Annotated in this window: 14 protein-coding genes and 1 pseudogene; 12 read left to right on the forward strand and 3 right to left on the reverse strand. The window is 64.7% G+C overall.

The window, feature by feature from the left end; all coding sequences use genetic code 11:
• Window positions 1-18 precede the first annotated feature (18 nt).
• Window positions 19-1,155 carry a polysaccharide biosynthesis/export family protein gene (locus tag CDO44_RS14740; RefSeq protein WP_233146193.1) on the reverse strand — a complete coding sequence of 379 codons (1,137 nt, stop codon included), beginning with the start codon at window positions 1,153-1,155 and terminating at the stop codon, window positions 19-21.
• Between the two features lie 251 nt (window positions 1,156-1,406).
• On the opposite strand from CDO44_RS14740, the gene CDO44_RS14745 reads away from it, so the two are divergent.
• The 12 genes from CDO44_RS14745 (at window position 1,407) to CDO44_RS14800 (ending at window position 14,300) form a co-directional block, all read left to right on the forward strand.
• Complete coding sequence (locus CDO44_RS14745) at window positions 1,407-2,816, forward strand: undecaprenyl-phosphate glucose phosphotransferase (RefSeq protein WP_087780963.1); 1,410 nt, start codon at window positions 1,407-1,409, stop codon at window positions 2,814-2,816.
• Window positions 2,806-3,303 (forward strand): GDP-mannose mannosyl hydrolase, encoded by a 498-nt coding sequence (locus tag CDO44_RS14750; RefSeq protein ID WP_158213294.1) that lies wholly within the window; start codon window positions 2,806-2,808, stop codon window positions 3,301-3,303. The genes CDO44_RS14745 and CDO44_RS14750 overlap by 11 nt, the downstream gene beginning before the upstream one ends.
• Window positions 3,300-4,733 (forward strand): mannose-1-phosphate guanylyltransferase/mannose-6-phosphate isomerase, encoded by a 1,434-nt coding sequence (locus tag CDO44_RS14755; protein ID WP_087780964.1) that lies wholly within the window; start codon window positions 3,300-3,302, stop codon window positions 4,731-4,733. Before CDO44_RS14750 ends, CDO44_RS14755 begins: the two co-directional genes overlap by 4 nt.
• A gap of 126 nt (window positions 4,734-4,859) precedes the next feature.
• Window positions 4,860-5,972, forward strand: a complete 1,113-nt coding sequence (gene gmd, locus CDO44_RS14760) for a GDP-mannose 4,6-dehydratase (protein WP_087780965.1) — start codon at window positions 4,860-4,862, stop codon at window positions 5,970-5,972.
• A gap of 2 nt (window positions 5,973-5,974) precedes the next feature.
• Entirely contained in the window at window positions 5,975-6,937 is a 963-nt protein-coding gene (locus CDO44_RS14765; protein ID WP_087780966.1) for a GDP-L-fucose synthase, read from the forward strand.
• A gap of 3 nt (window positions 6,938-6,940) precedes the next feature.
• Window positions 6,941-8,263: a lipopolysaccharide biosynthesis protein gene (locus CDO44_RS14770; RefSeq protein WP_087780967.1), complete on the forward strand. Its 1,323-nt coding sequence runs from the start codon at window positions 6,941-6,943 to the stop codon at window positions 8,261-8,263.
• A gap of 23 nt (window positions 8,264-8,286) precedes the next feature.
• Complete coding sequence (locus CDO44_RS14775) at window positions 8,287-9,189, forward strand: glycosyltransferase family 2 protein (protein ID WP_087780968.1); 903 nt, start codon at window positions 8,287-8,289, stop codon at window positions 9,187-9,189.
• A 12-nt stretch (window positions 9,190-9,201) separates the two neighbouring features.
• Window positions 9,202-10,470: an O-antigen ligase gene (locus CDO44_RS14780; RefSeq protein WP_087780969.1), complete on the forward strand. Its 1,269-nt coding sequence runs from the start codon at window positions 9,202-9,204 to the stop codon at window positions 10,468-10,470.
• Window positions 10,463-11,581: a glycosyltransferase gene (locus CDO44_RS14785; protein ID WP_087780970.1), complete on the forward strand. Its 1,119-nt coding sequence runs from the start codon at window positions 10,463-10,465 to the stop codon at window positions 11,579-11,581. Before CDO44_RS14780 ends, CDO44_RS14785 begins: the two co-directional genes overlap by 8 nt.
• A gap of 30 nt (window positions 11,582-11,611) precedes the next feature.
• Window positions 11,612-12,508: a glycosyltransferase family 2 protein gene (locus CDO44_RS14790; protein WP_087780971.1), complete on the forward strand. Its 897-nt coding sequence runs from the start codon at window positions 11,612-11,614 to the stop codon at window positions 12,506-12,508.
• Window positions 12,505-13,068 (forward strand): putative colanic acid biosynthesis acetyltransferase, encoded by a 564-nt coding sequence (locus tag CDO44_RS14795; RefSeq protein ID WP_087780972.1) that lies wholly within the window; start codon window positions 12,505-12,507, stop codon window positions 13,066-13,068. The genes CDO44_RS14790 and CDO44_RS14795 overlap by 4 nt, the downstream gene beginning before the upstream one ends.
• On the forward strand, window positions 13,065-14,300 hold the full coding sequence (locus CDO44_RS14800; RefSeq protein WP_087780973.1) for a glycosyltransferase WbuB: 1,236 nt from the start codon (window positions 13,065-13,067) through the stop codon (window positions 14,298-14,300). Before CDO44_RS14795 ends, CDO44_RS14800 begins: the two co-directional genes overlap by 4 nt.
• 28 nt (window positions 14,301-14,328) lie before the next feature.
• On the opposite strand, the gene CDO44_RS14805 is transcribed toward CDO44_RS14800, so the two are convergent.
• Complete coding sequence (locus CDO44_RS14805) at window positions 14,329-15,018, reverse strand: LuxR C-terminal-related transcriptional regulator (RefSeq protein ID WP_369824673.1); 690 nt, start codon at window positions 15,016-15,018, stop codon at window positions 14,329-14,331.
• A gap of 177 nt (window positions 15,019-15,195) precedes the next feature.
• A pseudogene (locus tag CDO44_RS28390) lies at window positions 15,196-15,465 on the reverse strand (response regulator transcription factor); the annotation flags it as partial.
• Window positions 15,466-15,748: the final 283 nt, after the last annotated feature.

Raw genomic sequence — 15,748 nt, forward strand, 5'->3', positions numbered from 1 at the left:
GGTCCTGGCCGCCATGCCTCAACGTCCGACGGCAGCGGCGGTATATACGGTCTGCGTGCTCGGGAACAGCAGACTGATGAAGCGGTTCCACCGGCCCAAGTTGCCGGTATCCACGAACACAACGTCCTTGGGCTTGAGCTCGAACTGCTCGGCCACGGCCAAGGCGGATGCCGAGCTGCTGTCCAGGTGATAGACCTCGGGCAAGGCCTCCGGCGTGGTCCGCACGACGAAGATCTGCGACGGATCCACCGTGTTCTGGTTGACCCCTCCGGCATTGCCCAGGGCTTCGGTCAAGCTCATGTGGCCATCGCGCAAGACCATGGCCTGCGGCGCATTCACCTCGCCCATCACGAATATCTTGCTTTCCTCGCGCGGCGACACGCGCACGATATCGCCCGGCTTGAGCATGACCTTGGTCAGGTCCATGCCCCGTGCGATCAGGCGAGGGAGGTCCACGCGCGTCGCCATCCCCCCGCGAAGCACGTACACCCGGCTGCGATCCGCGGACGGCAACAGGCCGCCCGCCCGATTGATGGCCTCCATGAGATTCAGCGGTAGATCGTTCATGGCAACGGTGCCGGGATTCTTCAGCTCGCCTTCCAGGTACACCCGCTTGCTGCGGTAGCCGAGCACGCGTACGGTGATCTGCGGGTTCCGGATATAGTCGCCCGCGTTCTTGATGATCAGATTACGGACCTCGATGTCCGTCAAGCCGGCCACCTTCAGTAGCCCCAGATAGGGAAACTGGATGTAGCCATCGGACGAGACCGGATAGCCCGGAATGTTCGACGCCGTATCGCCTAGGGTTAGTTCGGTGGCGCCTGTCCCGATGGCGTAGGTTTGCGTCGGAAGAACGAGTTCGGGGTGGTCCCAGACCACGATCGAAAGGATGTCGCCGGGCCCGATCACATAGGGCATGCCGTTGCCCGCCAGAGCCTGGTAGGCTGTATCTGCCTGGGCTTCGCGAACGCGCTTTTCCTCCAGCACCAGCGAAGGCGTGATCTGCGTCATGCGCGGAACGGATTTCGGATCATTGGGATCGACCGGCCAGTCGGGATCGAAGCGCATGCCTGGTGCGAACGCGCACGCGCCGAGCGACGCTATCGCCAGCGCGATGATGAAAGTCCGGAAGGTGGTCTCGATGAAAGTTTTCATGGCAGCTCACGGTGGGTGACTACGTTGCCTGTCGGATACCCCGGTTCAGTCGGGTTGCGCCATTCCACCTTTTTTTGCCATCCCCGCCCATTGGACGGACGGTTTAGGTCCTACTTCATCCTTCTATTCATCCATCCGGCTGTTTCGCCGCCAGCAGGCGCTCAATAAGCTTTGCATCGTGGCGGCACGCTGTGGCCGCAAACACATAGCATCAGTCTGCGTACTTTCCCCATACAACCCAGGAGTGCGTGATGGAGTCGGCTGCCTTTCCGGAATCCGAGCGCTTGAGCGGCGCCCATGTTCTCTATCGGCTGTTCGACGCAAGCCTCGTCGTCGGCTGCGGGCTTGCCGCGGCGGAATGGCGCTTGCCTTCCGGCACGAACCTGTCGGCTCCGCCCATCCATCTCTTCCTGATCGCCTTCTGCTCGCTGGCCGCCCTGCTCGTCTTCCCGGCCTTCCGGCTATACGGCTCGTGGCGCGGGCGCCAGCTGAGCGAACTGCTGCTCTGCATCCTCGCGGCATGGTGCACGGTCTACGGATTGGGCATCCTGCTGAGCTTCCTCATGCACCAGAGCGGCATCATTTCATTCCCCTGGGCATCCGCCTGGTTCATCCTGACGGCACTGTCGCTGGTGGGATTGCGCCTGGGCATCTATGCCGCGCTGGGCGCCGCGCGCGACCGCGGGCTGAACCAGAAGCGTGTGCTGATCGTCGGGTTCGGCACCCTGGGCCGCGAGCTCTGGCGCCGGGTGGAGCACTTCCGCGCGACCGGCTACGAGGTCGCCGGCATCTATACCGGCACCGACGAAAGATTGCCCAGCAGCGTACGTCGCCTGACTTCCCTCGAAGGGCTGTCGAACTTCATCCGCGAGGCGAGCGTGCGGGAAGTGTGGATCGTGCTGCCCATGGAGCAAGGCCAGAAAGTGCACGAGGTGCTGTTCCAGCTGCGCAACGATCTGGTGGATATCCGCTGGATTCCCGACATGATGTCGATCAGGCTGCTCGGGCACCGGATCGACAACTTCATGGGGTTGCCCGCGATCCAGTTGAACAGCCTGCCGGCCATCGGCATCCGGGGCTGGGCCAAGGAAATGTTCGACCGCGTCTTTTCCCTGGGCGCGATCATCGCCTTCTCTCCGGCGATGCTGGTCATCGCCGTGCTGGTCAAGCTCACTTCGCGAGGGCCGGTGCTGTTCAAGCAGCCGCGGCTGGGCGTGGACGGCAAGGTCTTCAACGTCTACAAATTCCGGACCATGACCGTGCACGAGGAGAACGGCACCGTTACGCAGGCAACCCGCAACGATGCCCGGGTCACCCGCCTGGGCGCCTTCCTGCGCGCCACCAGCCTGGACGAGCTGCCCCAGTTCTTCAATGTGCTCAAGGGCGACATGTCGGTCGTGGGCCCGCGGCCGCACGCCCTGGCGCACAACGAGCTCTACAAGGACGTTGTCGACCGCTACATGATGCGCCATCGCGTCAAGCCGGGCATCACCGGATGGGCCCAGGTGAACGGCTATCGCGGCCAGACCGAAACCGTGCACAAAATGCGTGCCCGCATCGAGTTCGACCTGTATTACATACAGCATTGGTCGTTCCTCATGGACTTGCGCATCATTGCCAGGACCGCGCTCTCTGGCTGGACCGGCCGCAATGCGTACTGACGATCCGGCGCTTCCGGTCCCGGGTTTTCTGAGCGCCGAGGATTTCCGCAAAGCCGTGGACATGCTGCCGCTGGTCGCCATCGACTTGCTGCTGCGCAACAGCGCCGGGGCATACCTGCTGGGGCTGCGCAGCAATCCCCCGGCCAAGGACACCTGGTTCGTGCCGGGCGGACGCATCCGCAAGAACGAATCGCTGGCCCAGGCGCGCGCGCGCATCGCGAGCGAGGAGTTGTCGCTCATTCTTCCGACGTCCGCGTGGACCGCGCGCGGCGTGTACGAGCACTTCTATCACACCAACTTCGCCGAGGAACCCGGCAAGGCAACGCACTATATCGTCCTGGCTTTCGAAGCGCCGCTGGCGACGGCCTCGCATGCCTTTCCCTATGAACAGCATCGCCGCTATCGCTGGATGTCCCCCGCCATCGCAGGCTCGCACCCGAGCGTCCACCCATACACCCAAGCCTACTTCAAGGAGCGCGTCTCATGACCGACCTCCTCGCCCATTTCCGCGCCGTCATCCTGTGCGGCGGATCCGGTTCACGCCTGTGGCCGCTTTCGCGCGAGACCTTGCCCAAGCAATTCATCTGCCTGAACGGCTCCCGCAGTCTGTTGCAGAACACGCTGCTGCGCCTGCCTTCCGCCAATGCGGAGTACCGCCCGATACTGGTGTGCAACGACGTGCACCGTTATGTCGCGGTGGAGCAGGCGCAGGACGTCGGCGCGACGTCCCTGGAGATGATCCTGGAGCCATGCGCGCGCAACACCGCGCCCGCCATAGCCGCCGCGGCGCTGCGCGCCATGGAGGACGATCCCGACGCGATCCTGCTGGTCATGCCGTCCGACCATGTGCTGGAAGACGGCGAGTCTCTGCGTGCGGCCTTTGCCTCGGCCCATGCCCACGCGGCGCGCGGCGCGATGGTGACCTTCGGCATCGCCCCCGACGCCCCGCAAACCGGCTATGGCTACATCCAGGCCGGCGACCCCTTGAGCGGCCCCGGCGGCGCCCGCCGGATCAGCCGTTTCGTCGAGAAACCCTCGCCCGAGCTGGCTCAGCGCTTTCTGGCCGAGGGAGGGTACTACTGGAACAGCGGCATGTTCGCCTTTCGTGCCGCGGTCTACCTGGCCGAGCTGGACCGGCGCGCGCCGGCCATGCTGGCGGCGGTGCGCGAAGCCGTGGCCGCCGGCAAGGGCGACCATGCCCTGTACCAGCTGGACCCCGCGAGCTACGCGGCCTGCCCCGCCGACTCCATCGACTACGCCGTCATGGAGCACACCGAAGACGCCGTCGTCATTCCGCTCGATTGCGCCTGGAGCGACGTCGGCACCTGGGACAGCGTCTGGGGCATCGCGGAGAAGTGCCCCGACGGCAACGCCATACAAGGCGACGTGCTGATGGAGGATTCCCGCAATTGCCTGGTGCATGCCACCCACCGGATGGTCGCCTCCATCGGCCTCGACGACATCGTCGTCATCGAGACCGCCGACGCCATACTGGTCATGCACAAGAGCAAGTCCCAGGACATCAAGGGCCTGGTGGAACGCTTCAAGGTGCTGCACCGGACGGAAATCACCCACCACCGGCAGGTCCAGCGCCCCTGGGGCTGGTACGACTCGGTGGATCAGGGCGAGCGCTACCAGATCAAGCGGATCACGGTGAAACCGGGCGGCCGCCTCTCCTTCCAGATGCACCACCACCGGGCCGAGCACTGGGTGGTGGTCTCCGGCACCGCCCGCATCTACAACGGCGACAAGCAGTACCTGCTGACCGAGAACCAATCCACCTTCATCCCTTTGGGTGAAGTACACAGTCTCGAGAACCCCGGCAAGATCCCGCTGGACATCATCGAAATCCAATCGGGCGCCTATCTGGGCGAGGACGACATCGTCCGTTTCCAGGACGTGTACGGCCGGGTCTGACCTATCGAGGCAATGCCTTAGACCCTTTGATCGATATCCGTCGCGGCAACCGCGACGGTAATCTTCTCTCCGCCGGCCGACCCTTTTCGGCCGAGAGTCCGCAAGCTAAGCCATAAGGACACCACCATGTCGAAGCGAGCTCTGATTACCGGCGTCACCGGGCAGGACGGCGCCTATCTGGCCGAACTGTTGCTGAACAAAGGCTACGAAGTCCATGGGATCAAGCGCCGCGCGTCGCTTTTCAATACCTCCCGGATCGACCACCTCTACCAGGATCCGCACGAGCGCTCCCGCAACTTCGTCCTGCACCATGGAGACATGACCGACTCCTGCAGTCTCATCCGGATCGTGCAGGCCGTGCAACCCCACGAGATCTACAACCTGGCCGCCCAGAGCCACGTCGGGGTGTCGTTCGAAGAGCCGGAGTACACCGCCAATACCGACGGATTGGGCACGCTGCGCCTGCTGGAAGCCATCCGCATGCTCAAGCTCACGGACCGCACCCGCTTCTACCAGGCGTCGACCTCGGAACTCTACGGCATGGTCCAGGAGATTCCGCAGCGGGAAACCACGCCGTTCTACCCGCGCAGCCCGTACGCCGCCGCCAAGCTGTACGCCTACTGGATCTGCGTCAACTACCGGGAAGCCTATGGCATGTACGCATGCAACGGGATCCTCTTCAATCACGAATCCCCGCGCCGCGGCGAGACCTTCGTCACCCGCAAGATCACTCGCGGCCTGGCCCGCATCGCAATGGGCCTGCAGGATTGCCTGTACCTGGGCAACCTCTCGTCCCGGCGCGACTGGGGGCATGCGCGGGATTACGTCGAGATGCAGTGGCTGATGCTGCAGCAGGACAAGCCGGACGATTTCGTCATCGCCACCGGCATGCAATACAGCGTGCGGGAATTCATCGACATGGCCGCGCGCGAACTGGGTCTGCTGCTCTCCTGGGAGGGTGAAGGCGTTCGGGAGACGGCCACCGTCCTCTTCAGCGCGGTGCACGAGAAAGTCCGGCCCGGCCAGGTGATCGTCCGGGTCGACCCCCGCTATTTCCGTCCGACCGAGGTCGACACGCTGCTGGGGGATCCCAGCAAGGCCAGGGAAAAGCTCGGGTGGACGCCTCGTACATCTTTCGCCGACCTAGTGCGGGAGATGGTCGAAAGCGACCTGAAGGACGCGCGGCGCGATGCGCTCATGGAAGAAAACGGCTACGAAGTGTTCGCCTACAAGGAGTAATCATGAAGACCGGCTCAGCGCGGATTTTCGTGGCAGGCCATCGCGGCATGGTGGGATCGGCCATCCGCCGGGAACTGGAGCGCAAGGGCTACGCCCACCTGCTTACTCCCTCCCGGCACGAGCTCAATCTCGAGAACCAGGCCGCGGTGCAACAGTTCTTCGATCGCGAACGCCCGGACGTGGTGTACCTGGCGGCGGCCAAGGTCGGCGGCATTCTCGACAACGAACGGCACCCGGTGGCGTACCTGGCGCGCAACCTCCTGATCCAGACCAACGTCATCCGAGCGGCATACGAATCGGGTGTCGCCAAGCTGCTGTTCCTCGGCTCCTCGTGCATCTACCCGCGCCTGGCGCCTCAGCCCATGCGGGAGGAACACCTGCTGACCGGCCCGCTCGAGAGCACCAACGAGGCCTACGCCATCGCCAAGATCGCCGGCGTGAAGCTCTGCGAGGCCTATCGCCGGGAGTTCGGCTCGTGCTTCGTCAGCGCCATGCCGACCAATCTCTACGGCCGCGGCGACAACTACGATCTCGAGCGCAGCCACGTGCTGCCTGCGCTGATACGAAAGTTCCACGAAGGCAAACTTGCCGATTCGCCGTCGGTCACGATCTGGGGCACCGGCCAGCCGCTGCGCGAGTTCCTGCACGTCGACGACCTGGCGCGCGCCTGCGTGCACCTCATGGAAGGCGATCCCGACCAGTCCATCTACAACATAGGCTCGGGCGAGGAAATCAGCATTGCCGATCTCGCCCGGCTGGTGGCCCGGATCGTGGGTTACGAAGGCAGGCTCAAGTTCGACCTGAGCCGCCCAGACGGCACGCCGCGCAAGCTGCTCGACTCCTCCCGGATGCGGGCCCTGGGCTGGAAGCCCGAGATCCCGCTGGCGGAGGGCATCGCGGTGACGTACCGCCAGTTCCTGCGGGAATCCGGGGCTCTCCAACGGTTGACCGGCGCGTTGGGCTGACCCATGGCACTCATGCGTCTGATACGCCGCCACGTCGTCGGCAACGCCTCGTTCTGGGGGTTGATCGAGTACGGCAGCGGGCCGCTCGTGGCGCTTGCCGCCCTGCCTGTGCTGCTGCGCCAGCTCGATACCACGGGTTTCGGCCAGTACGCCATGATCCTGGCGGTGGCGGGATTCGGAAACCTGGCCAACCTCGGCGCGGCGGTGACGGCGACCAAGCTGGTTGCGGAGAAGGCGCACGAGCCCGGGGGCGCCTATCGTGGCGCCGGCGTGGCCTCGGCGCTGATCTTCTGCGCGCTGGGCGCCGTCGCGCTGGTCACCCTGGTCGTCACCGCGATGCTGGCGGGCATCTGGCCCGATGCGCATTTCGGCAATGCCCCGCTGTATACCCTGCTGCCCGCGGCGCTGGCCGTCTACCTCGCCCAGCAAACCGACCAGTTGTACGCCGGCGCGCTGAAGGGCCGCGAACGCTTCCCGGCCATCGCGCTGTCCGAGTGCGGGGGCCGCCTCGGCGCCATGGCCCTGGCCTGCCTGGCGGCCTGGCTCACGCACAGCGCCCTGTGGACTGCGGCGGCGCAAGGCACGGGACTGCTGCTGTCGGCCGGCGTCAAGATGCTGGTCTTTGCCCGCGGAGAACACCACTACTGGGTCAAGCCGATTCCCGATCGCGCGGCCATGGCGGCCGCCTTCCAGTTCTCCCGCTGGTCATGGCTGCACGGCGTCAGCACGCTTGCCTTCGGTTCCCTCGACCGCGTCGTCGTCGGCAGCCTGATGGGGCCCACCGCCCTGGCGCTCTACGCCGTCGGCGTCCAGGTCGGACAGATCACCCATACGGCCTCGGTAGCCGTATTCCAGAAGGCCATGCCGCGCGTCAATCGCCTGCGCGTGTCGCCGCCCTACCCGGGCGCCGCGGGAGAAGAAATACGGCGGTTGACGCGCTGGAACCTGGTGCTGTCCGCGGGCGCGACCCTGTTGCTGCTGGCTCTCAGCCAGCCTCTGCTGGCCTTGATGCTGGGGGCGGCCAATGCGGCGGGACACCAGCTGACCTTCGACCTGCTGATACTGGCATCGGGCGTATTGTCGATGAACGCCGCCGCCCATTTTTCCCTGCTCGGCCTGGGCAATGGCCGCGCGGTAGCGCTGCTCAACGGGCTGGGAGGGGTCGCCATGCTCGTGCTGATGGTCGTTCTGGCCGGACCGGCCGGCCAGAACGCCGCGGCCATCGGCCGCATGGCGTATGCCGCGGTGACGCTCGCGGCCATAGGCCTGGCGCTGCGCGAATCCCGCGAGCCGCTTCCCCCCACCGCCTCGATAGCGACCCGGTAGTCCGTCACATGCTCAGGGAATATATGCGCAAACATCATGAACAGAAGACGCGGGAACTGATCAATTTCGTCAGTTGCCTGAAGCCGCCGCGCCCGGTGGCGACAGCGCTGCTGCCCCGGATCACGATCGTGACGCCTTCCTACAACCAGGGGAAGTTCCTGGAACGCACCATACTCTCGGTGCTGAACCAGGGATACCCGGATCTCGAATACATCATCATCGATGGCGGCTCGACCGACGGCAGTGTCGACATCATCCGGAAGTACGAGAAATACCTGGCCTATTGGACCAGCCGGCCGGACCGGGGCCAGTCGCACGCCATCAACGAGGGGTTCATACGAGCCACAGGCGACTACGTGGGATGGCAGAACTCCGACGACCTGTTCTTTCCCGGCGCTCTGCTGCGCCTGGGCAAGGCCGCGGCACTGGGCCGTCCCACCATCGTGAGCGGCAACCTGTACCTGGCGGACGCCGGCAATCGCATATTCCGCGAAATCCAGTACACCCCCGTGGATCGAGGCATGCTCACGGTGGTCAAGGCGTCCATCCCCAACCAGGCCGCCATTTTCCGGCGCGATCTGCTCGAGAAGTACGGCATGCTGGACGAGGACAAGCGCTACTGCATGGACCTGGACCTGTGGAGCCGCCTCCTGTACGCGGGCGCCAACCGCATCGTGCCCGACGCCTACGGCGTCTACACCATGCACGGGGAAACCAAGACCGCCTTGCTGCAGGACGTGCTGCTGGAAGAACGCAGCGCAATCGTCCACCGGATACGCCAAACGGAGCCTGGTATCGGGCCTCTCTACGGTCTGTCCTGCCGCTTGGCCAAGATGGCAGCCCATGCCAAGCAGGGCGACCTCCCCTACCTGTTCGAGAAATTCACCAGCAAGCTCATCGGTCGCGACGACTGGAGCGAACACTGAGGCGCCGCCACCATGACGCGTTCACTCACCCAATCGACGCTGCCCTGGCTATGCCTGTTTTTCTTCTCGGCAACGGCGCTGAACTTCGATGAACTCACCATAGGCGCCGGCAATTTCAAGCTGTCGCCGTTCGATCTCCTGTTCCTGGTCATCGTGGCGATCAAGTTCTCGCGGCTCGGCCAGCCCGGCGCCTACGCGCTCCCGTCGAGCTCGGTGATCATCCCGATGGCGCTGCAATGCCTGGCGCTGACCTACCTGGCGGCCACCAGTTTTCCGAAGCCCGGCATTGCCGGCCCGGACGTCGCGCGCGACCTGCGCATCGTGCTGTACTTCATGAGCATTCCCTTCCTCTGCTACAAGGACATCGACTCGGCATCCGCCTACGCCACGTTGCAGCGGACCATCGTTATCTCCGGCGTGGCCGTGGCCGGGTTTCTGCTGGCTGAACAGCTCACCGGCTTCAGCGTCACCGAACCGCTGCGCAACGTGCGCCTGGCCGTCTGGCTGCTTCCTTTCGCCATCCTGTCCATCATCTACTTTCCCGGGACGCTCCGGCTGGGCCCCCTCAGCGCCTACCTGCTGACGCTGTTCCTGTTCGTAGCGCTGGCCATGTCGCTCAACCGTAGCCAGTACCTGCAGCTGGCCGTAACGGTCGCACTCGCGGCGCTTCTCGGCAGCCAGGCCAGAGCCCTGCACAAGACCATCCTGCTGTTCGTACCCGCCATCGTCGCCGGTCTGGCGGTGTTCTACCTGATCGGGTACATGGACGTCCTCATCGACCGCATCTTCACGGTCCAGGAATTGGAGTACGACTCCAGCTATGGCGCCCGCATCCAGGAGATGGAAGGCCAGATGGATCTGTTCCACCAGGCTCCCATCTTTGGACACGGCGCCGGCTTGCGCAGCTGGGTCATGGGCGAGGAAGGCTTCGAGCTCAGCACGTTCGCCCACAACTCCTGGGCTTTCTACCTGATGAAGTTCGGCATCGTCGGCACCGGGCTCATCATGCTGACGCCACTGGCGATCATGCTCGTCTCGCTGATCCGTCCATATGCCCATCCCGGCCTGGAACTGCACCGGCGCTACATGCTTTGCTGCCTGCCTATCTACATAACCGTCGATTCGATGTCGGGAGGGCTGGCCTACGCCCCCAAGACCGCGTTCCTCGGGTTCATGCTTTGCTACAGCCTGTCGCTGGCTGCCAACGCGGCGGCGACCGAGCCGGTCGTCCAGCGCATCAGGACCGGCCTGGGCGCCGGCCGGACGGCCCACCATGGCTGATGTCCTCTTTGTCGCGCCCGACCTGGCTCCCGGCGGCGTGGGCCGGTGCGTCACGTTCATCGTCGACGCCTTGCCCCAGGAGGGGCTGGAGACGGGTCTCTTCCTGCTTCGGCGCTTCAACGGGGAATACAAGATCAGGAACGCGCCGGTCACGCATGCCCTGCCGGCCATGCCCGCCGCCTGGCGTTTCCGGTCGGCGCTGCCGCTGGCGTTCTGGCGGCTGCTGATCCACCTGCGCAACGAGCCTCCCGCCCTGGTGTGCTCCCATGGCTTGCTCTGCAACACCCTCGTCGCGGTGGCATCGATGCTATCCATGCGAAAGTACGCGACGGTCGCGGTCGAACACAACAGTCCGTGGGCGCACTACAGCGGCTCCCCGCTGCAGCGGCTGAAGCGCTGGTTGGCCCACTTCAGCTATTCCCGCCACGACGTGGTCGTGGGTGTGTCCAAAGGCGTGGTCCGCGACCTGTCCACCATGTTCCCGTCCCTGGCCGGCAAGTTCCGCCACGTCTACAACGGCATTCCGGTCGACGAAGTGCGCCGTCTGGCCAGTTGCGCGCCAAGCACGCCGCTCCAGCCCGGCGTCCTGCAGTTCGTTTCCATCGGCCGCCTGGATGCGCTCAAGGATTTCAAGACGTTGGTCGACGCGGCGGAAATCCTGGACGATCCACGCATCGCGTTTACCATTTTCGGCGACGGCCCCGAGCGAAAGACCTTGCAGCAGCGGATCGCCGCCTCGTCCTCCCGCTCGAAGGTGACGCTGGCCGGACACGTCTCCAATCCCTTTCCGGCGCTGGCGCGCGCCTATGCGTTCATCTCGACCTCGCGCCGGGAGAGCTTCGGCAACGCCATGGTGGAGGCCCTCAGCCTGGGAGTGCCGGTCATTGCGGCCGACTGTCCCCACGGCCCGGCCGAAATCCTGGCGAACGGCCGGTATGGCGTGCTTTTTCCCGTCGGGGACGCCACGGCGCTGGCCGCGGCGATCCGCCGGCTGATCGACCACAGGCAGGAACATGACCGGCTGGCGCTGGTGGCGCCCGGCCGCGCAGCCGCTTTTTCTCTCGAGCAGCATCGCCGAAATGTCGCGGCGCTGTTCAACCCGCTGCTTTAGGCGCGGCACTCATCCCACACGGAGAAGATCTTGGAACGCATTCCGGTATCCGTGGTCGTCATGACCAAGAACGAAGCGCGCAATATCGTCAAATGCCTGGCCAGCCTCCAAGACTTCTCCGAGGTATTCGTCGTCGACTCGGACAGCACGGACGAGACGCAAGAGCTGGCAATGACGTATGGCGCCCACGTGGTGCCGTTCAAGTGGAACGGCAAATATCCCAAGAAGAAGCAATGGTGCCTGGAGAACCTGCCATTCACGAACCGCATCGTGCTGTATGTGGACGCCGACGAGGAAATGACCCCCGCCCTGGCCGATGAAATCCGCCGCTGCCTGCCCCGCTTCCACGACGGCTACGCCGGCGCATTCACCGCCTTCGATTACGTGTTCTGCGGCAAGACGCTGCGGCACGGCCACCGTGTCTACAAGCTCGTGCTGCTGGACCGGCATCGCGCCCGTTTCCTGGACTATGACGACCTCGACGTCGCCCACATGTGGGAAGTCGAAGGCCACTACCAGCCTCATGTCGACGGCCCCACTTTCGTGCTGTCGAATCCCATGATCCATGCCGACCACGATTCGCTTTATCACTACTTCGACAAGCACAACCGCTATTCGGACTGGGAAGCCAATCTGCGCCTCAAGGGACTGCTCAATGATCCGCGCGAAGCGAATGTCGGCGGCCGGGCCCTCGCCAAGAAACTGTTCCAGAGCGTGCCCTTCAAGGGCGTCGCCGCGTTCCTGCACAGCTACGTCCTGAGACGCGGCTTCCTGGACGGCAAGGCCGGCTTCGACTATGCCGTCGCTCGCGGCGTCTACTACTGGCAGATCGGCATCAAGACCGCCGAACTGAAAGCGGCCGCCGCACGTGCCCGCCCCAGCGCGAAAGAAGGGCTGGCGGCCGATCTCGGCCGGAGACCGATGTGAAGGAAGAGTACCAGCGCCTGGATCTGTTTTCCGTTTCGCCGGGCTTGCGCGGCCGCTCGCCGCTGGCCGTCCAGATGTGGTGGCTGGCGCAGGCAACGCTGTTCCGCGGATCGCCTCAGATCGCCTACGGATTTCGACGCTGGCTGCTGCGCCGGTTCGGCGCCCGGGTCGGCAAGAAGGTGCTCATTCGCCCCAGCGCCACGATCACTTATCCATGGAAAGTCAGCATAGGCGATTACTCCTGGATAGGCGATGACGTCGTGCTGTACAGCCTGTCGTCGATCGACATCGGCGACCATGTAGTGGTCTCGCAGCGCAGCTACGTATGCGCCGCCGACCATGATCCCGCCTTGCGCGACTTCCCGATACGCGAGCGTCCCGTACGCATCGAAAGCGGCGCCTGGATCGCCACCGACGTGTTCGTCGGCCCGGGCGTGACCGTCGGCACGGGCGCCGTCGTCGGCGCCCGCAGCTCGGTATTCAAGTCCATCCCCGCCGCAACGGTCTGCCACGGCAATCCCTGCCGTCCCGTACGCATGCGTTCAATGGTGGATCGATGAAACTGCTGATCTACGGGTTGAACTTCGCACCGGAGCTGACCGGCATCGGGAAATACACGGGCGAGCTGGCCGCCTGGCTCGCCCTCCAGGGCCACACGGTCTCTGTCATCGCCGGCCCCCCTTATTACCCGGCCTGGCGGATCGAGGACGGCTATTCCGCCTGGCGCTATCGCAAGGAGAGCTGGCAAGGCGTCTCCATCACCCGTTCGCCGCTCTGGATACCGGCCCGTCCCGGCGGCCTCAAACGCATCCTGCATCTGGCCAGTTTCGCCGCAGCCAGCCTGCCCGCGCTCGCCGCACACGCCTTCAAGCGGCCGGACGTCATTTTCGTGGTGGCGCCCGCGCTATTCTGCGCACCCGCGGCATGGATTGCGGCGCGGCTTTGCGGCGCACGGGTCTGGTTGCACATCCAGGACTATGAGGTAGATGCGGCGTTCGAACTCGGCCTGCTCAAGGGCCGGCGGCTGCGGCGTCTCGTCCTGGCGCTGGAGCGCTGGCTGCTTCGGCGCTTCGACCGGGTCTCGACCATCTCGGGGCGCATGCTCGATCTCGCGCGGCGCAAGGGAGTGGACTCCCACCGGCTCGCGTCCCTGCCCAACTGGGTGGACGTCGACTCGGTCGCCGGCGCCGACGGCTCACGACGCTACCGCTCCGAGCTCGGCATTCCGCAGGATGCCGTCATCGCGCTTTACGCCGGCAATATGGGGGTCAAGCAAGGCCTCGAGGTACTCGCCCATGCGGCAAGAGCGCTTGCGGATCACCCCAGCCTCTGGTTCGTCTTTTGTGGCGAAGGGCCTCAACGCGATACCCTGCGCACGCTATGCGCGGGATTGCCGCATGTTCGCTTCATCGGACTGCAGCCTGCCGAGCGCCTGGGTGAACTGCTCTGCACCGCGGACATGCATCTCCTGCCGCAGCGAGCCAACGCGGCCGACCTGGTCATGCCCTCCAAGCTGGGCGGCATGCTGGCAAGCGGCCGTCCTGTCGTCTGTACCGCATCGCCCGATACCGAGCTGGCTTCGGTGGTTGCCGGCAGGGGAATCGTGGTGCCGCCGGAAGATACCGAAGCCCTGGCGCGGGCACTGAACGAGCTGGCCAGCAACCCTCGCCGGCGCACAGAACTCGGCGTGGCGGCGCGGGACTATGCCCGGCGCCATCTCCATATCGATGCCGTTCTTTCGCGGGCCGAGCAGGACCTGCAAGCCTGCGCGCACCGCCGGCGCACTGCCTGACCGAACGTGCCCTCGGCGGCCTCTCTCATTATTCATCGCCATCGCTGTCGGACTTGATCAGTCCCCTGCGGCGGGCCACGAACGCGGCCTCGGCCTGATTGCGCACGTTCAACTTCCAATAGAGCGTGCGCGCATGGCTCTTCACGGTTGCCGCGGATATGCCGATGCGTTCGGCGATCTCGCGCATGCTGTGGCCCTGCACCAGGAGGTGAAGGATTTCCTCCTGCCTTTTCGTCAGCCCTCTCATGGCGGTTTTCGCAGCCACCGGCATATCGGGTAGCGCCTCACGGCGCGGATAGCACTCGCCGCCGGCCAGCACCAGGCTTACCGCGGCGGCCAGCGCCGACGGATTGGAGGACCGGGATATGTATCCCTGCACTCCGCGGCGAGCAAAGGCGGCGCTGACCGCCGGATCTTCCGTGCCATACAGCGTCAATACGACGCGAGGAGAAAACAACGCCAGCGCGCGCTCGAGCGTGTCGACGGCCTGCACCGGGTCCGGATGCACGTCCAGCACCAGCAGCTCCACTTCCTTGTTCCAGGAAGCGGCCAGCTCGCTCAGCTGGCGAGCCGACAGGACGATGATCTCGCCTACCCCCTGTACACGCATCAATATATGTTCCAACGCGAGCCGCAACAGCGCGTAATCTTCAATCAGAACAGTCGCCATTCCCGCGGCCTTTTGAACGCGCCCGGACGTCCCGCGTGGCCAGCCCATGGTCCGTAATATGGGCCTGCGTGAAGAGAGAAAATCTTGAACTACTCCTGATAGACATTACTGCAGCGGCCCGCTGACGGCGGGCCGCTTGCGTGCGATCTTTCAACTCGCTGGTATGCTATCAGCGGCCACGTGCGCCGCCTCTCGTTCATGCGATTGAAACAGTTCGGCTTAAAGCTATTTATGCGCGTATGACGAGACCCGCTTGTTCTCGCGTTCGCCCTCATGCCCATGCCACTCGAGCGTCGCGCCGCGCTTCAAGGCCGCATAAACCGCTTCGCCCTTGTTGCGCACATGCAAACGCTGATAGAGAGTGCATGCATGGGTTTTGGTGGTGGCCACCGAAATATTGAGCATCCGGCTGATCGTCTTGATCGGGTGGCCACGCGCGAGGAGTACGAGCACTTCGTACTGGCGAGGGGTGAGGTGGAGCAGTTGAGCGCCTTCGGTAATGCTGATTTCGCCCGACTTCCCGCCATGAGCCGCCGCGTTCACGGTATCCAGCGTCGCCGCGCCGATGTGGGCGTCCGGCACGCTGCGCAGGTACGGCTCGGCCGCCTGCAGCTGCTTGCCCGGGAAACACTGGCCGCCGGCCATGACCAGCGGTAATCCCCCCGCAAAAGCGTTGCATCCAGAAGTAGAATTTTCTCGTTGAGGAGTTCTACAGCATGAAGAAGTCACGATTCACGGACAGCCAGATCATCGAAGCCATCAAACGGGTGGAAGCTGG

The sequence above is a fragment of the Pigmentiphaga sp. NML080357 genome, assembly GCF_002188465.1.
GTDB lineage: Bacteria > Pseudomonadota > Gammaproteobacteria > Burkholderiales > Burkholderiaceae_B > Pigmentiphaga.